This window comes from Propionispira arboris, assembly GCF_900109225.1.
GTDB classification, from domain to species: domain Bacteria; phylum Bacillota; class Negativicutes; order Selenomonadales; family Selenomonadaceae; genus Propionispira; species Propionispira arboris.
Genome location: NZ_FNZK01000011.1, coordinates 38,088 through 61,984, shown reverse-complemented (window position 1 = coordinate 61,984; position 23,897 = coordinate 38,088). Strand labels below are relative to the sequence as shown.

The window sequence follows — 23,897 nt, the reverse complement described above, 5'->3', positions numbered from 1 at the left end:
TACTCAAAACTGAGAGGGACGCACAGAGCTATTTTTCAGCTAAATGACGATTACTCCAAGAACAGAATATCAAAAATAGGGAAAGTGCACCTGTAAAGCACAAAATAATAACACTCTTTACATAATTTCCGGTATTACCAGAAAGCATTAGTTCTCGCGTCGGACTAGCCATCCATGTAAGCGGAAAGAATATCTTTCCTACCCACTGCATACTGGTTGGCATAGACTGTAAAGGCCAAGTATATCCAGAAAAAATAAAGGATGGTACCACATATAAAAGTACTGCCTTTACAAATTTTAACTCAGTTGCAAAAAATGAAGATATAAGCATCGCCAGCATAATCACATCAAAACTAAAAGCTCCATTGAGCAACATTAATTTTGATAAAGGTGCCCGAACAGGGATATGCCAAAAATAATTCGCAAGTAAAAGAAACACTCCAAAAGAAATCATAGAACCAAGCCAATATACAATGAATTTTGTGATAATGCGTTTCAATACAGGTGTTTCTTTAAGAAGAACTGCTTCTTGAATATCGCTATGTACCGAAGCTCCTACGGCAAAACACAACCCAGATTGAAATGCTGCCAAAGCTAATCCGATACAAAAGAAAAAAAGATATGTCTGCGTTGGGTTATTAAGAATACGAAGTTCAAAGTCTATGGGCATCAGCTTCTGTGCTAACACCTTTTCATGAACACTCAAACGACGAGCCGTATTCTTTATGGCCACTTTGTCAGAAAATTCATTAATTGTATCCTGCACCGCTATTGCTGTCGTGTTTGCAAATATGATATTGGCACCATTTGCCATATAGAGAACAGTACCAGTCTTCCCTAACTGAATATCTTTGGCGAAATTCTTTGGAATTTCGATTGCCATATAAGATTTCTTTTCGGCTAGGCTATACTCCATAGCTTCTTCACTAGTGACATCTTTCACAAAGGAAATACTTTCACTGTCTTCGATCGCCTGCACCAAAGAACGGCTTAATTCGCTTTGGTCTGCATCATAAAGAACAGCCGGTATATGCTTTACTACGCCTTGATTATAAAGAAAACCGAAAATGAAAAGATATCCCCATATAGCACCAAACAAAAATAAAATTCTTCGCGGATCCTTAACAAAAATCCCCTTTACTTCTCTTAAAACTAATGATTTCCAGTTCATGATTCCACCTCCTCGGCTTCTGCGCATTCTTGTATTTTCACCTACGTCGCCGCAACGTAAACAATATTCCTGCCACAGTACCGCAACCAATTCCCATACCCAGAAGCGTGCTTACATCACCAAAAAGATCTGGTGCATAACCAGCTAACAATAAATCTCTCAAAGAATCTGCTGCATAAGTCAATGGCATTGTATTCGCATACCAGCGACCAAAACCTTCCATAGATATAATTGGAAAAGACAATCCACTATAAAGCAACCCTGGCATAATATAAAGGAGTGGCAACTGAACAGCTTGGGTTTCATCTGCTGCTAAAGAGGAAACCAAATATAAAATACCAATAACGGCAAAATTATAGGCTGCACCTAAAAGAAGTATATCAATCCAACTCCCACGTATAGGTACTGCCCAAAAATGCTCCATCACGATTAATGAAATAATATACATAATCACCCCTAACAACCAGTAGGGAAGAGCTTTTGCTAATAAAATAGATGCAGAGGAATACTTTGATTCATCATAAATTTGCCGACGAATAAACGCCGCTAAAAGCGGTGCCACGGTTATCAAAAGAGCAATCTGTAATCCATTTAACATTAGACCAGGCAACATAAACAGCGTATATCCAGTAGTCGGATTATTAATAATACGTACCCCAAGTTTAATTGGATACACCATTTCCATCGCAGCAACCGAATTTGCACCGTAACTTTCCATAAGTTTTTGTGCAATAGCAATGCAAAACGTCCGATTCATTTCTTCCGTAGCTGAAAGTGCCGAATTCGCAAAAAGATTATTCGTAGAATTGACAATCAATGCAATCTGTGTCTGACGCCCTGCATTAATATCTTTTGCAAAATATTTTGGAATTGCTAGAGCCAGCTGTGCCTCATCCTTAGTTAAAGCCGCTTCCATCGCCTCCGAACTATACACATAGTGACAAATATCAATACGATCAGAATCATTATACACTTTAATAAGACTGCGACTTATACTGCTTTGGTCTGCATCATAGATGACCGCCGGAATATGACGTACTGTATTTTGCTCATAAACCATCCCAAAAAGCAATGTAAAAATCAGTGGTGTAAGAAATAAAAGTATCGCGGGAATGCGACCACGGCAGAGGGAGTAGCACTCCCATCGCACGATTTCCGAAAATTGCCGCATCATTTCGCTGCCTCCATAATCCTGAATCTCATCCCCGGGCGCAATTTACCTGAATTTACTTGTACCTTAACGTTAAAACTAATGATGTCACTCGCATCACCACGTTCACTCGTAGCGCGACGAGTAGCAAACTCAGATTTTTTACTGATATCTGTTATTGTTCCTGTAAATTGAGTTTTTCCATCACGACCTTCAATCGTAATTTTCTGATAGAGATTGTAATGATTAAGACTCGTTTCCGCTACTTTGAAATTAACCCAATTATCATTAGTATCTTGTACAGCAACAAGAGGTGTTCCTGTGGAAAGCATCGATCCTTCCTCTACGTATTTTTCTGTTATTACGCCATCAAAAGGAGCACGAATAATGGTTTCATCTAATGAAACATGAATTTGTTCCAAGCTAGCTTTCGCCTGATCTATCTTTTTAATTACAGCATTCTCATTTGCTTCATTAACTGATGTTACATCCAAGCCAGCTTGTGCAGAACTTACAGATGCAGATGCTTGACGATAAGCGGCCTGCGCTGTTTCATACTTTGTCCTATAGGTTTCAAAAATTTGTTTTGATACTGCTCCAGCTTCTAAAAGTTCCTTGTAGCGATCATAATCAGCACGGGCTAAATTCATACTTGCCTCTGCTGACTCCTGGCTAGCCCCAGATTGCCCCACAGCGGCTGCAGCTGTTCCTGTCTGCATTCCCGTCTGTGCAGTAGCTTGTGTATATTGTGCCTCCAAAGCAGCAATATTTGCTTCTGCTTGTGCTACCTGGGCTTCTAAGTCACGAGAATCAATACGTGCAATGACCTGACCTTTTGTTACAACATCACCTTCCTTGACATTTAACTTTACAACACGACCACTAATTTTAGTATTCACGTCAATTTCTTTGGCATCAGCTCTTCCCCATAGCTCACCATCAGTAATATACGTGGTATTTTTCCCACAACCTGCGAATCCTGTTATTAATAAAAGACCAGACACAACAACTGCCGTTATCTGTTTTACCCTTATTTTCCAAAAATTACTCATCTAGATTTACTCCTGTTCTAAATACCGAAAAGCAGATAGTCGGTACTCAATAGATAAAAAGATAGGTGAAACCACCCAATAGGAATGGGTTCACCCTATATCATTTTTTTCAACACCACGAAACAACATATCACCAAAACAATTCATTGCCATACTATAGGTCAATTTGCTTTTTCGCAAAAAATCTTCTGAAAACAATGCTTCTGATATTGCCATCAAACAACAATGCATAACATCCAGATTTACCGCACGAAGTTCTCCTTTTTCAATTCCCTCCTTCAGCAGATGCATAATAATATCCACCTTCTGTCTCCGAAAATCCATAACCCGCCCCCACTCTTCCGTATAATCTTTTCTCAAATCTGAATACAGACTACGATCAAAGTTCTTAAAGGATTCCCTATAAAGCTGGATGAGCATCGTAACTTTCTGACGCACTGGGATATCCTGCGAGCAAATGGTAGCTTCACGAGCGTTAAACATATCAAACATGTAATCTATCACTGCATTAATAAGCTCCGTCTTAGAAGCTATAGCCTTATAAAGTGAAGTTTTGCTTATATGTAAGCGCTTTGTCACGTCATTCATGCGAAATCGGAGGGCATGTTCATGCATTTCATCCAATGCTGCTAAAATAATTTGTTCTTTCATTGTCCTCTCACTCGATACTGATTCTCCCTTCTCCAGTACTACACTAAAATTATAAAATATAATATAGATACTGTCAAGTTTTGTATGCCTCACATCATTTCCTTCATCCAGTTTACAGGAAACATCCGTCTCTTAAGCTAATGGCATGGATCACACTTAGATCACCGACGAATAAACGTCTATACAGGACACACTAGTAGAGGGATTGGCAAATGCCAATCCCTCTACTAGTGTGCTATTTCTTATTTTCCCGTGATTTTCTTAAGCACATCTGCCGTAATATCTGTACCGCCGCAAACCACTTCATTTTTCCCGATCACTATCGACAGTCCCTTTTCGCCAGCCACTGCATTGGTGGCAGCTACAACTTTTTCCGATATTGGTTTTATAAGTTCCAGCCGCTTTTGTTCGATACGTTGTGCAAGCTTTTGATCAAGCTTTTGTTTATCCTGGTCATTCATGCCGACAGATTTAGTTTCAAATTCTTGTTTTGCAGCCTCCTGCTCTGTCTTAAGCACATTATTTGCCTGAACCGTATCAGGATGCTGATTCATTAAATAGATGAAGTCAACATAAATTCCGTATCGTCTTAACAGGTGCATCATCATAAAAAACCGTTTCTGCACTAACAGAAACGGCTCCACCTAAGGACTATGTGATCTTGCTAAACTTATTGAAGATGGCACACACACTTTAATTTCATCCTAATATTTGCCCATCATAATGGACTATGTCTCTTATTTGTTTCTAAACCGTCGGCTTCCATTTTATCAATCACGAATTCACGTAAAAGATTTAAGTGCGTAGCCATAAACCAATGTGCACTAATAACATTTCCTTCATTAATAGCACGCGCAATTTTATGATGATAAAACACCGTGTTCTTATCTCGCAGGGTATCTAACGTTATTTCAATATTCTTCGAAACGGAAGAATGCAGAATGTACATAAGTTGACCAATAACACGATTTCCACTTGCTTCTGCAATCATCTGGTGGAATCGACAATCCGCATCTGCATAAGGTTCCCCCCTCCGAATGAGCGATTCAATATTTCGGGGACTCTCCGCTATTTCTTTACGTTGTTGAGCCGTAGCATTGACTGCTGCAAGCTCAGCTGTATGAGGTTCAAACATTAAACGAACCTCTAACATATCAAGCGCAAGACGATGATCATCATAAATAAAATTGAGGCCAAGAGGGTCCTCTGGTATGCCTTTTTTATGTGATATAAATGTCCCGGCCCCTTGCCGAATCTCTAATATATTGCGCGCAACAAGCAATTTAACAGCCTCTCTTAACGTCCCCCGACTAACTTCGAACCAAGTCAGGAACTCCTCTTCTGTCGGAAGCTGATTTCCCGGGAGCATTTTATTGCTTATGATAAAACGAATAATCTCTTCCGATGTTTTTTCTACGCGTGTCGGATTCTTTTTCTCTGCCATAAAAATCTCCCTTTATAAAATCCATTTTCACAAATGGTTTTCTTTATTCTTTTCTACTCCAAATTATAACGTATTGTATCATGAAAGGTAAAGGTCTTATACTCATAATACGAATCCGATCAATTCAATAAAAATGAATAAAATATCCACGATAACATCATACGAATTTCCCTCTTATTTTTCTTATAAAACATCTATTTACCTATTTTTTATAAAATATTTTTATTTTAATTATTAATTATCTTTATTTTATAATTAATAATATTTATTTTAACTCTGTTTTTATAAAAATAATATATTTATAGTTTCCTTTAAATTCAGCATACTATTCAATATTATTAAGATTATTTTAATTATTAAATAAATTCTGACTATTAAATAATTAATACATATTATTGTTTGATAAATATCAGTCATTGACTTTCTTTAAGCATATTAATATAATAAAATCAATAAATTCATCATATGAATTTTAGTTTTAGGGGGAATATGTTATGAAAAAAGTATGTAAAGACTGGGTCACTAACGCCTTTGATGACAACCTCGTAAATTCCAGTTATTGGCAAGAATTCGAAGAAAATGCCAAGGCTGCTTCCGCCGAAATTATTCATGCAAAAGATCTTCAAGCTGCGCAAACAGCCATATCCGGTCTAATCACTACCCTGAACGTTAATAAGATCATCGCTACCAATGACGAAACGTCGCCAGAGCTCACAACATTATATAAAAATATTGAACTGATGGGGTCAGAAATATATACAAATAAATTTGATATCGCCGAGCACGCCCCGACTGCTGATCTTGGCATTTCTATGGCTGAGTTTGGTATAGGCGAAACCGGCAGCGTCTGTGTTGATACTTATTCTTATGAGGCTCGCGTTGTTGGCATGCTGCCACCCAGTCACATCATAATACTCAATGCAAACCATACCGTCAAAAATGTCACAACAGCCTTTCAAATTATTTCTCGTGTGTTTAATCGAGGTTATATGGGCTTTATCACCGGGCCAAGCCGTACCGCAGATATAGAACGCGTCCTGAGCCTTGGAGTTCACGGGCCAAGCCGCTTTTTCATTATCGCTGTCGACGAAATGCCAAATAGGAGGGTACACTGATGTCCGCACAAAATAGAAATCTTCACAAAGAAATCAAAGAAAAACTGAATAATAATGTTATGCAGACAGCACTTTCGCGTTTCGCTGACCAATATCCAGAAGCTCGCCTTAAAGCCTATGCGAATGTTGATAATATTGAAGACCTACGAGATGCTTTACGTGATATGAAACGCAAAACCGTTGATAATATTGAGCAGATTGCCAATGAATTTGAGACCTCCATAAAAGAACGCGGCGGGCAGCTGTACCGAGCCAAAGATGGTGATGATCTTAAACAACACCTCCTACAAATCTGTCTTGAAAACAATGTTCACCGGATTGTAAAATCTAAATCCATGGCCACAGAAGAAATCCACCTCAATACGTACCTAGAACAAAATGACCTCCATGTCCGGGAGACCGATCTTGGTGAATGGATGCTTTCCGTTGCAGGACAGAAGCCTTCTCACATGGTTATGCCAGCCATTCATCTGGACCGCAACCAATGCGCGGAATTCTTCTCCGAAGCACTCGACGAAAACATCCCTAGCGATATTCCCTTTATGATACAAACAGCCCGGCGAGTATTGCGCGAAGAATTTCTGCATGCAGACATGGGTATCACAGGTGCAAACTTCGGGATCGCCGAAAACGGTGCTATCGGTCTAGTGACAAATGAAGGCAATGCGCGCATTGTCACTACCCTTCCACGCATACATGTTGTTATCATAGGCTACGAAAAACTCATCCCCAAAATTAAAGATGCAGCCAAAATTCTACGACTCTTACCTCGAAACGGAACCTGTCAGCGTATGACTAGCTATATGACAATGGTTGATGGCCCAACACCTGTCATATATAAAAAAGGAGATCAATGGGTTGAAGAGGATCGTAAACTCTACGTCATTTTACTTGACAACGGTCGTTTGAAAGCAGCACATGACCCGAAGCTCAAAGAAGTTTATCAGTGCGTCCGTTGTGCTTCCTGTCTCAATGTTTGTCCCATTTGGACCCTTGTCGGCGGACACGTTTACGGAAATATATACTCTGGAGGCATTGGTGCTATCCTTACAGGTCTCCTAAACAGCCTGGACGATTTCTCAAAATTCAGTGATCTCTGCATTGGCTGCCGTAAGTGCGAGTCGATTTGTCCGGGCAAGATTCCCATCCCAGATCTCATTGATGAGTTGCGATCTCGTGCCGTCCAAGAAAAAGGACTGAACCTTCCAGAAAAAGCTGTCTTCCAAAATGTCCTTTCCAACCGCAAAGTATTCCACACCCTGTTGCGCATTGCCTCCGTAGCACAAAAACCAGTTCAGTCTGGGAAATTCATTCGCCATTTACCGCTCTTTTTTGCTGGCATGACGAAAGGCCGCAGTTTGCCTGCCCTCGCTGCAGAACCATTTCGCGACCGTACCTCACGCCTCTTTAAGAAAAATCCAGAAAAACCGACTATGCGTGCCGCTTTCTTTAGTGGCTGCAATCTAGACTTCGTATTTCCTGATACAAGCGAATCCGTCGTCAAGGTCTTACAAAACCTTGGTATTGAGGTGGTTTTCCCCGAAGGACAGAACTGCTGTGGAAAACCAGTATTAGGGATGGGTGACCGCGATACTGGCTGTAAAATAGCTAAAAAGAACATAGAAGTATTTGAAGCAGCTAATGTTGACATCATCATCAGTGCTTGCCCAACCTGTGCCGAAACTCTTCATAAGACTTATGTAGAGCTCTTTCAAAATGATTCCGAGTGGCTTGCCCGCGCACAAGCGATGGCGGTAAAAGTCCATGAATTCACTAGTTTTGTCGCGGATAAATACAAAAAAGCTGGCCGTTTAAGCCCAGCCAAAGGAAAAACAACACACATGATCACATATCACGATTCTTGCCACATGAAGCGCGGACTCGGTATATTCACGCAGCCACGTGCCCTTATTAAGTCAACTGCTGGTTATGAATTCACCGAAATGAAAAACTGTGACAAATGTTGCGGTATGGCAGGTGCTTTCGGCATCAAATACAGCGAGATTTCACTCCCCTTGCTCGATGAGAAAATCTCCAACATTAAAGATACAGGTGCCGACACCGTCGCGGTCGCTTGCCCAGCCTGCATGATGCAGCTTCGCGGTGGGCTTGATCAACAAGCACCAAATATTCAGGTCAAACACATCGCTGACATTCTTGCAGAAAATCTACCCGTATAATATATCTCACTTTACTACGCAGATGGTTTAACAAAATGTCTGCGTAGTAAAGTAAATAACATCATTGTTTACATAACATTTGCCACCGCTTAAATTGATTGAATTTTTGGAAAACATACTATTTTACAATATTTAAATTCTTAACTTACATATGGAAAGGAATGATTTTCTTTGTTTATTATCGCACTTTCCCCTATTATTTGGCTTGTCGTCGCTCTTAGTATACTAAAAATATCGAGCCACAAAGCCTGCCCGATTGCGCTAGTGTTCGCTTCTTCAGCAGCACTTTTTATCTACCACATGCCCCTGGTCAATGCAGCTACTGCCATGCTTGAAGGAATCGCCCTTGCCTGCTGGCCTATCTTATTGGTTATCATCGCTGCAATTTTCACTTATAACTTGTCAATCCATACAAAAAGTATGGATATCATAAAAAAAATGCTCACTTCGGTAAGCACAGATCGCCGCATCATAGTGTTACTCATCAGCTGGGGATTTGGCGCTTTTCTTGAAGGTATGGCCGGTTTTGGCACCGCCATTGCTATACCGGCTAGCATGTTAGTTGGCATCGGCATAAATCCAATGCTTGCAGCACTAGTATGCCTCATTGCAAATTCTGTGCCGACAGCATATGGTTCTATTGGTATTCCCCTGGTAACCCTCGGGCAAATTACTGACATTGCGCCATTACAACTGGCAAAATACGTCAGTCTACAACTAGCTCCGCTTAACCTGCTCTGTCCTTTTCTTATCGTAATTGCTACCGGGCAATCCATTCGTGCACTCAAAGGAGTATTTTTTCTCACTTTCATCGCAGGCATTAGTTTTCTTATTCCCGAAATGCTCGTCTCCTTTTTCATGGGACCCGAGTTAGCAGTCGTTGCAGCCTCAATCTGCACAATGACTGCCATCATCATCTGTGCAAAAACATTAAAGGTCACAGATGACACATACCGGATGGCTATAAACAAAGTGCCTGTTCCCTTTAAAAAAGGTCTTTTAGCCTGCCTCCCCTTTATCCTTATCTTTATATTTCTTCTCACTACATCAAAGCTCATCCCTGCAATCAACCAACCACTAAACCTCATCAAAACTTCCGTGCTTATATACAGTGGTGCCGACGCCTCACCTTATACATTCACCTGGCTTGCCACACCGGGAGTACTGATTCTGCTTGCCTCCTTCATCGGTGGGCGAGTACAATCTGCATCTTTCGGAGAAATGTTCCTGGTTCTAGCCAAAACGATTATTAGCCTGCGCAACACAATCATTACAATCATCACAATTATAGCTACAGCCAAAATCATGGGATACAGCGGTATGACACATGAAATCGCTGAAACAGCGGTCAATACAACTGGCATCTTCTATCCAGCCATCGCTCCTTTCATCGGCTCAGTCGGCACATTTATCACTGGCTCAGCAACATCAAGCAGTGTTCTTTTTGGCAAACTGCAAACAGCTTCCGCCTCCGCAATTTATGCAAATGCAAGTTGGATAGCAGCTGCCAATGCAACTGGATCCTGTGCTGGAAAAATGATTTCACCGCAAAATATCGCTATCGCTACCGCAGCAATTGCCAGTAACGGGCGTGAAAGCGAATTGTTAAAGTCTGCAGCCAAGTATTACGTCTCTTTCATCATTCTCATGGGTTGTATTGTCTATTTCGGCCAGATTTTTATTCATTAAAACACTCTACATTCTCTCCATTGGACTGCACCGACGAGTAAACGACCATTCCTGGCGCACAGAAACACCCCGGCGATTTTTTTTCAAATCACCAGGGTGCACCGTTCCTTCTAACTCCGCGTTGGTGACCAAGTCATTGTCTCCATAATCAGCCGGACTGCATCGGAAAAACCCTGCCGATAATATACATCCATTCCGCTCATCATCATACAATTATATTCATCATCAAGTTGTTCCAAAATTTCCTGCAAATCCAAGGGCAATGCATTTTTTATTTTGTCCTGATATGCAAGGACTTTTTCGCTGGCATGAAAATATTCACTAGAATATTTTCTTAAATCTAAGCCAACCAAAATTTCATCTTCCTTCGTGGCAGCCAATGAATCAAATACATTTTTCATCATCATTTATATCCCCCATCCTCATTCTGCAAGGGGTTTCTCTATTGTAATCCAATAAAGGAACCCACCCTACAGTTTGTTTCAGGGGAAATCAAAAAAGCGCATGCGCGGGTTTATTCAACCTACACATGCGCTTTGCTATATCTTAATTGCATGCAGACGCTAAGCCCTGTCAAAACTTCAATCGTATTATACCGAACAAACCATCTCCCTTGTCACCAAAGGAAAATAACGGTATAATAAATTGTCGTCGTAGACAGCTAGCTGTTACGTGTAGGTGCTGGTTCACCTGCTCGTGCCTAAAGAGTGCGCTAACACTCTTGGGACACGGCGACTTTTTTAATTTCCACCCTATTTCTAATTATATTACACTTCGTAACGATTGCAAGTAAAAATAAGATGAAACATGATTTTTTTATTGTAAAAATCATGTTTTTTTGTGGTTTTCAGGAGATATTACCTGCGTATAATGTACCATAAATCTACTATACTGAAATTCAGAAAGCGGATTCTTTTTCTTATAATATCATTTTTTATTGACAAAAAAAAGACACCTTACCATTGTTTTCCTGCTTCATCAACACGTGTAAAAACATTTGTTTATTTGCCTTTGTATGTGTAATAATATGTGTTATAGTTAACTATAAGAAGGATGACATGAAGTCAATTGTGCAGGTGACCACCACCAGTTTAAGCATCCAAGCAAAAAAGGGCGTGTCCACGGTCACACATTCCCGAAAAGATATTCCGCAGGCTGCTCTCAAGCGAATACAAGAATAGGCCGGAGTCAAATTTTCTTGACGCTTCGCCTTTCTCCTTATCTATTATTGGAGGTTGATAACAATGAAAGACACTTATACGTTCCCTGCTCTATTTGAAATCGCTGATGATGGTATTTTTATCTTTTTTCCTGATCTCCCCGGTTGCCTACCATCTGCTGCCACAATGGAAGAAGCCTTTAAAAACGCAAAAGAGGCACTCCAACTCCAACTGTACGGCATGGAAGAAGATGACGAAGAAATCCCAGCTTCCTCAAGCCCTATCAAAATTAAGCAAAATCCGGGTCAAGTACTTGTTATGATTGATGCCTGGATGCCACCTTTCCGTGAAAAAATGCTCAACAAGTCCATGAATAAGACTGTGACCATTCCCCGCTGGCTGGATATTCTCGCCCGTAAGGAAAAAGTAAACTATTCCCACCTATTGCAGACTTCACTCAAGCAATATTTAGGCGTAGAAGACAGCTCATCAAAACATTTTTCAGTATAATAAAATGAAGACTGATAGCATCGTCAAAAATGAAAACATGAGTATTTTAATTGACAAGCTTGATAAGGTCGATGCAGAACGCTTTATTTCCTTAATCATCAGAGAACTTTTTGATTATACGAAATGGCAGCATGATCATTTTAGTGACGATATAAGTATTAGAGATCTTAGTAAAAAGACAATGAATGCAATCCGCAAAATATAAATAAAAAAAAGCCGCCCCTGCGTCAACAGTGAGGCTTCGCCCAAAGGCTATGTGATATGTGGATCTCATTAAATAATATGATTTCACCTTAGTAGAAGACAGTTCATCGTTAGTACCATGCGAGCTTCTCTTACGGAAATTTCTGCAATTAATTATCCCACAACAGATGTAGCATAATAGAAAGGATTGATTTTTATGAAAAAAAGTGCACATTCTCCATCAAGTTCCGATGCAAATAATATTTCTATTGTAAGCAAGAATAACATTACTATCGAGAAAAAAATAGCCGCGGCTTCCGCCCGTCTAATGCAACGAAATCAAAAAGCCTATAGGGAACTTGCAAACAAATGAGTGACATCAAACAAACTATACAAATTATTTTAAGAGATGTCCTTTCTTTCCATGAAGAAATGGAAAGAACTTTTACTATGGATAAAGGAATTCTTGACCATAACTTACTTGAATCAGCTATAAATAACCCTTTTGCAACATATGATGGGAAAGATTTATATCCTAGTATCTTTGATAAAGCCGCGCGTTTATGTTTCGGCTTAGCCAAAAATCATGGTTTTCGTGATGGCAATAAAAGAACCGCCGTACACAGTATGCTTGTTTATTTACTGGTTAATGATTTTGAAATTAATTATACTCAAAAAGAACTTGAAAACATAGCTATCAATGTTGCTTCGGGAAAAATGAGCAGTGAAGAACTTGCCCTATGGTTAGAAGAACGCTCTACCTCCATTGATATTAATAAATTTTTATCTGATGGTAATATAGCTGACACAATTATCGAGAAATGAAAAAACCGCTCAAAGGCGGTAAATATCTTTTAAATATGACTATTTTTTATTATACAGTTGAAAAAAGTCATTAAAAAACAAATCAGTTTTTAAACGAGTTTATGTTGAATGCGGTACATTAGTTTGAAATGATGAGGAAATTGATATTGCTCCCGAAAATTTATATAAAAATAGCTATGCCTCTGAATTAAATACATCGACGATATGAAAGTCTAATTGAAATAAAAAAGCCGCCCCTGCGTCAACAGGAGCAGCTTAACCTAAAGGCTATGTGATATTTAACACACATTTATTATATCACAATCAGCCTTTTTATTTTTAAGTAAAGAGGTTTTTTATATGTATAAAAAATATAATGACAGTTATGTATTTCCTGCATCTATCGAAAAAGAAGAGACAAATTTCGTTATTCATTTTCATGATTTACCTGGCTGTGTTGCTGTTGGTGATACTCTTGATGAGGCTATTCATTTGGCAAAAGATGGACTTGCTTTGCATTTATGGGGTATGGAACACGATGGCGAAGAAATTCCTACACCTACTCCACTTTGTAAAATCCCCCTCGAAAAAAACGAAACACTTTATCTTATCGATGTAGATATGTCTAATGCCCGTTCCCAAATGGATAATTACGCGGAAAAAAAACCTCACTGGACCAACAGTGAGGCTCCGCCCAAATTTTGATTGTGATATAACAATTAAAATTCAGTCTACATAAACAAAAGACTGTGGTGCAAATGCTATACCAAAGTCTTTTAAGGATTTTGGTATAGTAAAAGTTTCAACTTCTCCTAATTCATATGCAACAGCAAAAGCTCTTTTATCAAAATAATTATTAAAAAATCCTCTTGTTATCCCTGATATATTTTTTGTCCTATCCCATATTTTGTCTGGATTATCAACAAAAATATTTTCCAGTTGTACTTGCGCCACGACTTTTTTAATAGGTGCTGTTGAATATATAAGAATCGAATCAATATCCGCTCTAGCACATTTCACTTTTCTATATTCAACTTTTTTATTCCCATTAAGAATATTCTCCACATGTTGCGGATTAATCGAGAATAATATCTTGCTCATTTTTTCCACCTTCTCTAAGAATTTCACTAAACGCTTCAGGCTCTAATAATGTTTCATATGGATGCCCAACAAAATAACCTTTTTCTTGCAACCATCTATGATTCACATTATTACCAGCACCAAAATAACCATTATATAGCATTTTTATAACTATTACATTTCTTCCACTTCTATAAAAACGTATTAATTCCTCTCTATTAAAATAAGATTTATTTCCAACAAAGGACAAATATTCTTCTTCGGTCATAATATTTTTTCTTTTGTTTATGACAACTCGATAATCTACAACTACACCAAATGAAGAAACAACCGAAAGAAATGTTTTTCTAGTTTGGGCTTTAGTAATTCGATAAATAGCAATAGGTTGATTACGTTTATAGTCTAAGCTTTCTGGGTCTCGAGGAAATCCAATAAAAACCTTTGTCATACCATTCGCGACTGATAAATTTAGAACATTTTGAGATGTTCTCGATAACTCCGAGTAAGGAAATAATGTATCATGGTAATCTTCTTGTATGGGCAAATATTTAGCATGTTCAAATCCATTAGATATGTACGGAAACATTTTATAAGGATCATCATGTGATAATCTGTTTTTATCTTTTAAAAAAACATGTTCACCTCTTAAATTGATTCCAACATCCTCAAATCCAAATTTTTTCAAAACATTAATTAGCATTTCATGGTGTTCAAAAACGGTCAAATAAATTTGATTAACTTGAGCTTGCTGCCAAGTCCATAATGCTATAGCAAGAAGCCCCTCGCCCAACCTTCGACCTTTCGCATCTTCTTCTATTTTTAAAGTTCCAATTTTCACTCTATTTTCATTTGGAATACTACTATTTTGTAATTCAATTTCCTCACACTCATTTTTTAAATATTGAAAAGCAAAAATAGTACCATATTCTCGATACACATATGCAAAATCATTATTTGATTGTTTATGAGAAAACCATCTCTCAAATTCTGGGTAATCATTTTTCAACGAATCAAAAAATGGATCATCTAAGTCACAATCTCTAAAACTAAGGTATTCAAAGCGTCCACTCACACAAATTCCCCCTTTTAAAGTATATATGATATTTTTCTTTCAAGAAAAATATGTAAATTCCTTCAAAAATAATAAAAGGAGTGATTTTATGATCGCTGCACTATACGCTCGCTATTCATCCGATAACCAGCGGGAAGAATCTATTGTTGCCCAGCTTCGTGTCAGTCTCGAATACATGCGTTCCTATAACAGAACTTGACAATTTTATATTGAAAAAAGTAGATGCACTTTTTAGTTCTTCCAATGCTATTGATAAATTAACAGAAAAAGTTACAGCACTTTACACAAAACGCACTCGAGAAAATAATATCCAGCAGTATACGCTGACCACAAAACAAAAACAACTAAAAAAACGTATGAATAATTTATATGAACTCCTTAAAGAAGGAACTGCTGATCAATTCGATAAAGAACGTTTAAAAGATGTAAAAAAAGAACTACTTATCATTAACTCTAAACTTTCAGAGCTTGATAGTAGTTCTATGCCTAGTATATCTCAAGAACAAATCAAATATTATATTCTGAAATATCGCACCGACATTAAAAATGGTACAGCTAAAAGCCTACGTACTCTAGTGCATACTTTTATTGATAAAATAACGGTGAGTCGTGACAATCACGATTCGCTATAAGTTTGGCTTTAGTGGTGCGCCTGGTGAGAATCGAACTCACGCCTTTAGCTCCGGAGGCCAACGCTCTATCCACTGGGCTACAGGCGCACATCATCGGAACAGGATTTATTATAGCATATCTGTTGATTCATGTCCAATAAAATCCAAATTTTACAAAATGAAAAGTTATTCGTCGGATTCTTCCACTTTACTTTTCTGGTGTTTTCGTCTGACAATTTGGGCAGACTTTCCAGTCACGTTCCAGTTCATACTGACATTTTTCACAATAAAGTTTTAAGGTGTAACCACAATGTGGACAATTATTGTATTCTTCATTGACCTGTTTCCCACACATTGGGCAGTCAATAACCACGCCTGAAAATTTTGCGTCTGCTTCAATTGTAATATTCTCCATCGTATTTTTATCTTCCGGTTTCGCTTTCAGCTGAGGTTTGCGGCCCAGAATTAAATATAACGGGAAAAATAAATACACCGTAAACAAGGTTCCAATTGACCAAAGTATAATCCACAGCTTTGTATAACCCCACTGTTTTGCATCTTTATACACCCAAACAGCTGCAAGCAATCCCGCTAACAGCATAATATAATGAAACATAAAATCCTCCTGCCAATAAATAAATTTCATGTTTTCTATTATAACATATTTTGTCGTTCAGATACATTTTCATTACAGCGACTTAGACTTTGCTGATTTCATCTAGTTTCAAGCCTTTTGTTTCCGGTCCAAACAAAGCAACGATACCAGCCACGCCAAGCATAACAATCGTAAACATCAAGAAAATGTCTTCAAACCCGCTCTGCCTTGCCAGCATCATGCCAACAACAGTTGGGGCCAGAACTCCACCAACTCTGCCAATTGCTGCCGCCCAGCCTGAACCAATCGCCCGAATCCGCGTTGGATAAAGTTCCGGGGTGTAGCTGTAGACAACCCCCCATGCACCAAGATTAAAAAAGGACATCAAACTTCCCCAAATCAAAATTACTCCGGCTGTACCACCTTGTCCAAAAAAATAGGCACACACTGCACAACTCCCGAGAAAGCTCACCAGCGTTGCTTTCCTGCCGATTCGTTCGACAAAATAAGCGGCCGCCAAATATCCAGGCAGTTGTGCGATCGTCATAATCAGTACATACTCAAAACTTTTAATTTCCGTAAAACCATTGCTCACCATCAACGACGGCAGCCAGGTAAAGATCCCATAATAAGAATAGACGATTCCAAACCAAAGACACCATAACATCAAAGTTCTTTTTAAAAATGCAGGCTGTAAAAGTTCACGAAAAGAAATTTTCACCTTAGGCAATAGCGTCTGTTCAAGACAAGCAGATTCGGCATCGAATAAACTGTCCGGGCTAATGATACCAGCCTGTTTTTCAATCCGTCTGACAATTTTATCAGCTGCCACAAAATCCCCTTTATTGATTAAATAGCGAACGGACTCTGGTACCATATGGAAAATATAAAATACATAAAGAGCCGGTAGTGCTCCCAAAATAAAAGCAACGTGCCAGCCAAAGCGCGGGATCACCAAATAAGAAATCAGAGCTGCTGCAAGCCAGCCCAACCCCCAAAAGCTTTCCAGTAGAACAATGAAGCGCCCTCTCAAATGAGCTGGAGCAAACTCTGTTACCAAGGTCACCGCTACCGGCAATTGCCCACCAAGTCCAAACCCCACTAAAAATCGAAAAACCAACAAGGATTCAAAACTCCAGGCAATACTGCAAAGGCCCGTTGCTACTGAATATAGGAGAAGTGTTGCCATAAACATTTTTTTACGGCCAAAGCGGTCGGCTAGTTCTCCCGCCAATACAGCTCCAATTGCCATTCCAACTAAACCTATACTGCCAATATACCCCATTTGCGGCGTTGACAAGCCCCAAATTTTTGCTAACGTTGGTAAAACAAAAGCAATAATGCCTGTATCCATCGCATCAAACATCCAGCCAAGTCCAGTAACAAAAAGTAATTGATAGTGAAATTTATTTACGGGTATTCTTTCTAAGCGATTAATTAAGTCCATGTTATTTACACCTGTCTTTACAGTAAATTTGTCATGTTCTCATTATAACGATGAATCGCTGGAAAGACAAGAGCTGCTTTAATAAAAAATAACACCGCCCAGCTAAATACCGGACAGTGTCAAGTGCTCCTAAGTTGCATTAAATATGCACTCTATATAGCAATGGCAGACTATTTACCTCTGTTCATTTGCTTCTTCAATCAAAATACCTTCTGAGCGTAAATCTTGTTTGATAGCCTGCAAGGTTTCCTCATCGGGAACTTCAATCGTATGTAAATGAAGACCTCCCGTAACAATAAGCAATAAATTTGCCGCACAATCTTTCACTTTTTTTAGAAAATTAGCCACATCTTTACGAGTGGAAAGTAATAAATCTACGCGAATTTCACCATAAAGCGGATGTTCTACGCAAACATCACAAATTTTACCGCCATTATCAATAATAATTTCCAATTCGCGCGCTAAACCATCATTGTCATGCTGGCAGGCAATCATAGCGATTAATTTTTTTGTCTCACCATGATCTGGTATCACATAACCACGTGGCGTTGCATACACCTGGGTACCCATCGCACGAATAATTCCAATATCACCCACAATAATTTGCCGACTGACATTGAATTCTTTCGATAGTGCTGTTCCCGTAACTGGAATAGACGAAGCCACTAAACGCTGCAATACTTTTTCACGCCGTTCTTCTGTATTCATATTGGAATCCCCTCCAATGCTACTTGCAATTTTAATCGTATGAATCTTCTTTATTATAATAGATCAAACGAAAAAAGCAATATAAAACAAAAGAGCCTTCACAAAAGGAAGACTCTTTTAAAGAATAGAAAAATCCTGAAATTTTAATTTAAAAGGAAAAACATTCCCACAACCATCGCTAAAACCATCGGCAAACAGTTACGTTTGGCAATTTCCATTGGATTTACGCCAGCAATACCAGCTACAATAATCGTTGCACCGGCAATTGGTGACATTGTCCGGCCTAACGTTCCACCTAACGTTGCCATACTGCCCATCTGAACTTGTGACAAACCAAAATCTTGTGCATGCGGTGTGATGGCTTCATTAAAAGCGAAAGTTGCTGCATCACCGGACCCCATGATGACGCCAAGAACAAACGGCCCAACAGCCGCGCAAATTTTTACAATGGCTGGATTATTCAGCATGATATCCATAAAGTTGTTGACCAGCCCCATCGCCGTAAGACCTGATACAAATACACCTGCCGAAATGATAATCCCTATAATGCTGCCATAGGCTTTCCCCATGCCTTCAAAAAAAGCATTACTGAGATTAACTGGATGCGTTCTTGTTACAAAGAGCGAGACGGCCGCTCCAATCAACATAGCTTGTGGCACATCCATTTTAACCTTGTCGACAAACAGCGTTGAACATACGATAAGAATGGCAATTGGCAAAATTGGCATTAATGCATATAAATAATTAACCTTAAACGATTCATCTGCTTCAAATCTGGTAGATTGATAGCCTTTATGTTCTTTTAGATAATAAGCCGTTAATGTAATAACGACCGCCGCCGTCAGTAAGGATGCTATATTGGCTTTATAGTGAAAACTGATGACATCCATTACACTGACACCGGCAATTTTCGCAACAAAAGGATTATGGGCCAAGCCTGGATTGAGCATACTTCCATACGTACCACATTTGACTGCAGCTGCTGCCATTGCAGGATGAACACCAGCCGACATCATCAGTGGAACAAAAATTGCTCCAGCTGCAGCTGCCGTACCAGCCGCACTTGGCAAGGCAACATTGACCGCATACGTAGCCAAAACTACCCCAGGAATCAAAAACGGGCGGAACCGAGATAACGCTTTAGCCATAAAATTAATTAAATGTTTATCACACTGGGTAATCTTCATCACCATAGCAAATCCCATGACGGAACAAACTGCCTGAATCAAACCGCCATTTGTCATATTTTTAGCGAAAGAGTCCAGTGAGCTCATGGGCACACCACCAATGCAGGCCATAATAATACCGGAAGCCAATAAAACAAATCTTGCATCATACTGCTTTATTAAAAAATACACTGTAGCAATAACTATAAAAAGTCCTACGATCATCATCACAATTACAACACTCCCAAATTTTCAAGTATCTATATTTAAGCGGAAAAAAATTGCGTTTCCAGCAATAAAACCAGAAACGCCTTTTCTACCGCAAATTGAAACTTCATTGTTTCTAAACTTTCTCTATGAATTTATCTGTCAATAATTGTGCCGTGACACTGCTTAAAAGCTTTGCAGCATAGTCCAATGCCGTTTCATCAAAATCAAAATATGAATCATGATGACCAGCAGCCAGGTCGGCACCAACCATCATGTAAGCAGCTTGTCCACCTTTTTTCTGGACACGTTCCATATAATAAGAAAAATCTTCACTTGCCCCAAAATCAGCAGTTGGTACAATATCATCAAAAATTGCAAGGCGCTCGGCAACCATTTGAACTTTTTTTGATAATTCTGGCGTATTACTGCCCCCGGCAGCACTTCCAACTTCTCTAATTTTAAGCTTTACATCATACATTGCTGCTGCTGCTTTTATAATTCGCAATGCCTCGCCAGCCATATATTGATTAATTTTACTTGTTGCACCTCGTGTTTCAAGTTTTAGCACAGCCTTATCACCGATGATGTTGCGGCCACTTCCAGCCACTAAACTACCAACATTAATACGTGAAGCACCATCACTATGGCGAGAGATCGCATGTAAATTAAGCGTTGCGCACGCTGCGGCCAATAGAGCATTTCGCCCGGCTTCTGGTGCCGCTCCGGCATGTGCAGGTATACCTATAAATTCTGCATCATATTTACTCGTAGCCAAAAAGCCCGTAACATCACAAGCTACTTGTCCTGTATGCTTCATTTTAAAACCAAAATGCGCTCCCAGCATATAATCAACATCATCAACAATCCCGCTAGCTGTCATTGCCCTTGCCCCACGCACGCCCTCTTCGGCTGGTTGGAATATCAGCTTTATTGTACCAGCCAATTCATCTTTTAGTGACATCAAAACCTGCGCTACAGTTAAGCCGACAGCAGTATGTCCGTCATGACCACACGCATGCATGGCGCCATTTTTTTTTGAACCAAAACCACATTTATATGGTCTGTGGTCTTCTGTTTGTGCCTCGCAAACATCATTAGAGTCCATATCAAAACGCAAGGCAACGACCGGTCCTGGCAAAGCAAATTTAAAGACAGCCATAATACCCGTTTTACCACCAGCCATTTGATCGACAAACTCCGCTTTCGCTCCGTTTTTTATAGCTTGCCGCGCTGCCTCTTTAAGAATTGCCTCCTCGGGTACGCCCATCATTTTTTCAGGATTAAGAACCGCATCCCCCAGTGATACCGCATACCCTAAATTTGTTAATATTTTCGCTGCAAAAGCTGCCGTATGGAATTCCGTCCATCCCGGTTCAGGGTAGGCATGTAAAAATCTTCGCCGTTCAATTGTAAGTTTTTTCAATTTATCTACCTGCACAGCAACTTTTTCATCCAATACCATCTCAATCACTTCTTTCCACGGCTGCCAAATTAATTCTATAAAAGTTTTCATGAAATACAATTTTATATTCCGCGAATATCCACTTGATAAAAACAAAAAGTCATTTTATAAAAACAATATGTATAACAATCAAACAGCAACGCATGTATTTATTATAACAGATGGTATTTTATTCATTATATCTATTTTTTATTCTACGATAAATATAAATGTGATTTTGTGATAAGATAAACATTTTATTTAAAAATTGAGCTTCTATTATGTTATAATAAAAACACTTATTATTTTCACCAGCTGCCAGAACCATAATAAAAACAAATCAATCGAGATGTTCTGGTTTATAGTTGCGTGTAAGGAAACGGAGCTTAAATCATGGAATTAAAGCAGCTTGAGTATTTTCTCACAGTAAGCAAATTAAAAAGCTTTACACTTGCTGCCGAGCAAATGTACGTATCCCAACCAGGTGTAACTACCGCCATCAAACGTCTCGAAGAAGAACTAGGGATTCAGCTTTTTATCCGCAATAAAAAGAATGCCACACTCACAGCTGAAGGCCGCGTTTTTTTTAATCATATTGAGATCATTATGAATGATGTTTCCAAAGCAATTACCAGTGTTACCGAACTAAAAAACCTTAATAACGGAAACATTCGCATCGGACTTTCTCCCGTTACCGGCGTCTCGGTATTAACCTTTATTCTAGCAAAATTCCATGCATTATACCCTTCTCTTTCATTGATTTTTATTGAAGATGGCTCCCTTCAACTTCAAAAACAATTAGAAGAAGGTCTTATCGATTTTGCTATTATCAGCATCTCTGGAAAAGATTCGCTCGACATGCTTGAAATTCACCCCCTTGGTCAGCAGGAGTTTCGCATTGCTCTGCCAACTTATCATATGTTCAAAGACAAAAAACAGCTTAAACTTATTAATTTGGCGAACGAAAACTTGATTTTATTTAAAGAAAATTGTTTATCGAGAAAAATTGTACTCGATATGTTTCATCGTAACGAAATTGAACCAATAATCAGTTTTTCTTCAAATTCCGTGCAAACAATTAAACGATTCATTGTTTGTGGCAGTGGAATTTCACTGCTTCCCGCCGAGGCTTTAGAAGACGACAAAAGCATCTGTTCCATAACAATAGACCCACCATTATATATTCCCTTCGGACTAGCCATCAAAAAAAGCAATCATTTATCACATGCAGCCGAAACGCTGATTGAATTTATCAAAAACGCCTTGGCAAATGAATAAAAACGGACCGCTGCAACAATTTCTGCAACGGTCAGTTTTTATTTGCCATGATTATTTTATTGCACTTAATTTTTTTGACAACCTTAAATATTTTTCATTAAGTGAACTGATATTTTCAAGGGTCTCAACAATTTCCCGATTTGATGAACCATCCGGATCGGTTGTTTTGCTATGAGCGGATTTTTTATAATAATCGACCATCGTTATATGCGGTGAAATTTGATTTGCAAAAGATTTCATAACCGCATCATGCATTGTAAAAATCAATTGATTGCTTTCCGTTAGCAAACGTTCAAGTTCATTTGCTATACATGACAAATCGCCGATCTCGTCATTTGCTTGATTTTGGACAACCGCCTGCCGCAATTTAGTGGTAAGCATCGCTACCTGCCGGGTTACCGTTTGTTGAAAATAAGCTGCACTCCATTGAATCAATAGACAAGCAGACTGCATGGAAGCGACACGATGAATACCAATAATATGTACATCCGTTCGCAAAAAATCTGCATACGGGGGAGAAAGCAAAATAGTCTCACCAACTTGCTTTGCTATACCAATAATATATTTTGCGTTTCGCAAAGATGCTGCAACCTTTTGTTCAGACAATTCTTCATACCCAAGCAAAATGAACTCAACTTCCCGAATTCCCACCCGATGGCATGATTCAACCAATCGCTTTGCATATTTTGAATTTGAATTGAACACATATACTGTTTGTCCAACCGGTATACGAGCTACTTCAACAAAAAATTGTGACGTTGGTTGTAAATCTAAAACAATTATCTTGTTAGAAGGCACCCTTTTTGCCAATTCTTCCGCCTGCGTTGTCGCACAAATAAACAAATCCGCCATATTGGCATCTGTTATTTCCTTGGTTATAACGAGCATTGCATCCCGTACAAGATTCCCTAAAATCAAACGCACAGCATCAAGAACTTCTTCGGCGTTCATCGTATTACTCCCAGCCACGGCTATATTCAATTTCAAAAATTTCTCCCCCCTTTTTCCTTCTGGTACACGAAACATTTATTTCACTCAACAAACAATTCATTTCTCAGTAAACGCTAAATACTAGTTATTATTATCGATTATAACAAATCAAAATAAGAATGCACAGACTTTTATTTATGACAAAAAAAGCCTCATCCTCCATGGACAAGGCAATAAATACACTATATAA

Annotated in this window: 25 protein-coding genes and 1 tRNA gene; 10 read left to right on the top strand and 16 right to left on the bottom strand. The window is 38.9% G+C overall.

What is annotated here, in order from left to right; translation table 11 throughout:
* Nucleotides 1–28 precede the first annotated feature (28 nt).
* The 6 genes from BMY14_RS11500 to BMY14_RS11475 form a co-directional block, all read right to left on the bottom strand.
* Nucleotides 29–1,171 carry an ABC transporter permease gene (locus tag BMY14_RS11500; protein WP_177177566.1) on the bottom strand — a complete coding sequence of 381 codons (1,143 nt, stop codon included), beginning with the start codon at nucleotides 1,169–1,171 and terminating at the stop codon, nucleotides 29–31.
* Between the two features lie 37 nt (nucleotides 1,172–1,208).
* A complete protein-coding gene (locus BMY14_RS11495) occupies nucleotides 1,209–2,345 on the bottom strand; it encodes an ABC transporter permease (RefSeq protein ID WP_091831856.1) in 1,137 nt (378 codons plus the stop codon).
* Entirely contained in the window at nucleotides 2,342–3,373 is a 1,032-nt protein-coding gene (locus tag BMY14_RS11490) for an HlyD family secretion protein (protein ID WP_091831854.1), read from the bottom strand. The genes BMY14_RS11495 and BMY14_RS11490 overlap by 4 nt, the downstream gene beginning before the upstream one ends.
* A gap of 90 nt (nucleotides 3,374–3,463) precedes the next feature.
* Nucleotides 3,464–4,117 (bottom strand): TetR/AcrR family transcriptional regulator, encoded by a 654-nt coding sequence (locus BMY14_RS11485; protein ID WP_143063164.1) that lies wholly within the window; start codon nucleotides 4,115–4,117, stop codon nucleotides 3,464–3,466.
* A gap of 149 nt (nucleotides 4,118–4,266) precedes the next feature.
* Complete coding sequence (locus tag BMY14_RS11480) at nucleotides 4,267–4,632, bottom strand: OmpH/Skp family outer membrane protein (RefSeq protein ID WP_091831850.1); 366 nt, start codon at nucleotides 4,630–4,632, stop codon at nucleotides 4,267–4,269.
* Nucleotides 4,633–4,742: 110 nt separating this feature from the next.
* The gene (locus BMY14_RS11475; RefSeq protein ID WP_091831848.1) at nucleotides 4,743–5,468 is read right to left on the bottom strand and encodes a FadR/GntR family transcriptional regulator; all 726 of its coding nucleotides are present in this window, start codon (nucleotides 5,466–5,468) and stop codon (nucleotides 4,743–4,745) included.
* 494 nt (nucleotides 5,469–5,962) lie between these two features.
* On the opposite strand from BMY14_RS11475, the gene BMY14_RS11470 reads away from it, so the two are divergent.
* The 3 genes from BMY14_RS11470 to BMY14_RS11460 all read left to right on the top strand — a co-directional run bounded on the left by BMY14_RS11470 (nucleotide 5,963) and on the right by BMY14_RS11460 (nucleotide 10,452).
* Entirely contained in the window at nucleotides 5,963–6,583 is a 621-nt protein-coding gene (locus tag BMY14_RS11470) for a LutC/YkgG family protein (RefSeq protein ID WP_091831846.1), read from the top strand.
* Nucleotides 6,583–8,763: an L-lactate dehydrogenase (quinone) large subunit LdhH gene (ldhH, locus tag BMY14_RS11465; RefSeq protein WP_091831844.1), complete on the top strand. Its 2,181-nt coding sequence runs from the start codon at nucleotides 6,583–6,585 to the stop codon at nucleotides 8,761–8,763. The genes BMY14_RS11470 and ldhH overlap by 1 nt, the downstream gene beginning before the upstream one ends.
* 171 nt (nucleotides 8,764–8,934) lie before the next feature.
* Nucleotides 8,935–10,452 (top strand): L-lactate permease, encoded by a 1,518-nt coding sequence (locus BMY14_RS11460; protein WP_091831842.1) that lies wholly within the window; start codon nucleotides 8,935–8,937, stop codon nucleotides 10,450–10,452.
* Between the two features lie 110 nt (nucleotides 10,453–10,562).
* On the opposite strand, the gene BMY14_RS11455 is transcribed toward BMY14_RS11460, so the two are convergent.
* Nucleotides 10,563–10,859, bottom strand: a complete 297-nt coding sequence (locus tag BMY14_RS11455) for a hypothetical protein (RefSeq protein WP_177177565.1) — start codon at nucleotides 10,857–10,859, stop codon at nucleotides 10,563–10,565.
* Nucleotides 10,860–11,696: 837 nt separating this feature from the next.
* Here BMY14_RS11455 and BMY14_RS11445 point away from each other — a divergent pair.
* The 5 genes from BMY14_RS11445 (at nucleotide 11,697) to BMY14_RS11430 (ending at nucleotide 13,814) form a co-directional block, all read left to right on the top strand.
* Entirely contained in the window at nucleotides 11,697–12,122 is a 426-nt protein-coding gene (locus BMY14_RS11445; protein ID WP_091831840.1) for a type II toxin-antitoxin system HicB family antitoxin, read from the top strand.
* A 4-nt stretch (nucleotides 12,123–12,126) separates the two neighbouring features.
* Nucleotides 12,127–12,327, top strand: a complete 201-nt coding sequence (locus BMY14_RS11440; RefSeq protein ID WP_091831838.1) for a hypothetical protein — start codon at nucleotides 12,127–12,129, stop codon at nucleotides 12,325–12,327.
* A 195-nt stretch (nucleotides 12,328–12,522) separates the two neighbouring features.
* Nucleotides 12,523–12,678, top strand: a complete 156-nt coding sequence (locus BMY14_RS20545) for a hypothetical protein (protein ID WP_177177564.1) — start codon at nucleotides 12,523–12,525, stop codon at nucleotides 12,676–12,678.
* Nucleotides 12,675–13,130 (top strand): type II toxin-antitoxin system death-on-curing family toxin, encoded by a 456-nt coding sequence (locus tag BMY14_RS11435; protein WP_091831836.1) that lies wholly within the window; start codon nucleotides 12,675–12,677, stop codon nucleotides 13,128–13,130. The genes BMY14_RS20545 and BMY14_RS11435 overlap by 4 nt, the downstream gene beginning before the upstream one ends.
* A 339-nt stretch (nucleotides 13,131–13,469) precedes the next feature.
* A complete protein-coding gene (locus tag BMY14_RS11430; protein WP_091831835.1) occupies nucleotides 13,470–13,814 on the top strand; it encodes a type II toxin-antitoxin system HicB family antitoxin in 345 nt (114 codons plus the stop codon).
* 21 nt (nucleotides 13,815–13,835) lie between these two features.
* Here BMY14_RS11430 and BMY14_RS11425 read toward each other — a convergent pair whose 3' ends face one another.
* Both BMY14_RS11425 and BMY14_RS11420 read right to left on the bottom strand, forming a co-directional pair.
* On the bottom strand, nucleotides 13,836–14,210 hold the full coding sequence (locus BMY14_RS11425) for an ASCH domain-containing protein (protein WP_091831833.1): 375 nt from the start codon (nucleotides 14,208–14,210) through the stop codon (nucleotides 13,836–13,838).
* Entirely contained in the window at nucleotides 14,185–15,261 is a 1,077-nt protein-coding gene (locus tag BMY14_RS11420) for a GNAT family N-acetyltransferase (RefSeq protein WP_091831831.1), read from the bottom strand. Before BMY14_RS11420 ends, BMY14_RS11425 begins: the two co-directional genes overlap by 26 nt.
* A 209-nt stretch (nucleotides 15,262–15,470) precedes the next feature.
* Between BMY14_RS11420 and BMY14_RS11415 the strand changes: the two genes are divergently transcribed.
* The gene (locus BMY14_RS11415; RefSeq protein WP_143063162.1) at nucleotides 15,471–15,893 is read left to right on the top strand and encodes a hypothetical protein; all 423 of its coding nucleotides are present in this window, start codon (nucleotides 15,471–15,473) and stop codon (nucleotides 15,891–15,893) included.
* A gap of 12 nt (nucleotides 15,894–15,905) precedes the next feature.
* On the opposite strand, the gene BMY14_RS11410 is transcribed toward BMY14_RS11415, so the two are convergent.
* From BMY14_RS11410 to BMY14_RS11385, 6 genes are all read right to left on the bottom strand, one after another.
* Nucleotides 15,906–15,980: transfer RNA gene (locus BMY14_RS11410), tRNA-Arg, on the bottom strand.
* 100 nt (nucleotides 15,981–16,080) lie between these two features.
* Nucleotides 16,081–16,488, bottom strand: a complete 408-nt coding sequence (locus BMY14_RS11405) for a double zinc ribbon domain-containing protein (RefSeq protein ID WP_177177563.1) — start codon at nucleotides 16,486–16,488, stop codon at nucleotides 16,081–16,083.
* 82 nt (nucleotides 16,489–16,570) lie between these two features.
* Complete coding sequence (locus BMY14_RS11400) at nucleotides 16,571–17,914, bottom strand: MFS transporter (RefSeq protein ID WP_091831825.1); 1,344 nt, start codon at nucleotides 17,912–17,914, stop codon at nucleotides 16,571–16,573.
* A gap of 174 nt (nucleotides 17,915–18,088) precedes the next feature.
* Entirely contained in the window at nucleotides 18,089–18,622 is a 534-nt protein-coding gene (locus BMY14_RS11395) for a transcription repressor NadR (RefSeq protein WP_091831823.1), read from the bottom strand.
* 143 nt (nucleotides 18,623–18,765) lie between these two features.
* Complete coding sequence (gene dcuC / locus BMY14_RS11390) at nucleotides 18,766–20,016, bottom strand: C4-dicarboxylate transporter DcuC (RefSeq protein WP_245741393.1); 1,251 nt, start codon at nucleotides 20,014–20,016, stop codon at nucleotides 18,766–18,768.
* A gap of 115 nt (nucleotides 20,017–20,131) precedes the next feature.
* Complete coding sequence (locus tag BMY14_RS11385) at nucleotides 20,132–21,460, bottom strand: amidohydrolase (protein WP_091832061.1); 1,329 nt, start codon at nucleotides 21,458–21,460, stop codon at nucleotides 20,132–20,134.
* A 372-nt stretch (nucleotides 21,461–21,832) separates the two neighbouring features.
* On the opposite strand from BMY14_RS11385, the gene BMY14_RS11380 reads away from it, so the two are divergent.
* Nucleotides 21,833–22,717, top strand: a complete 885-nt coding sequence (locus tag BMY14_RS11380) for a LysR family transcriptional regulator (RefSeq protein ID WP_091831819.1) — start codon at nucleotides 21,833–21,835, stop codon at nucleotides 22,715–22,717.
* Nucleotides 22,718–22,768: 51 nt separating this feature from the next.
* Here the strand turns inward: BMY14_RS11380 and BMY14_RS11375 are convergent, their stop codons facing one another.
* Nucleotides 22,769–23,704: a hypothetical protein gene (locus tag BMY14_RS11375; RefSeq protein ID WP_091831817.1), complete on the bottom strand. Its 936-nt coding sequence runs from the start codon at nucleotides 23,702–23,704 to the stop codon at nucleotides 22,769–22,771.
* Nucleotides 23,705–23,897 lie beyond the last annotated feature (193 nt).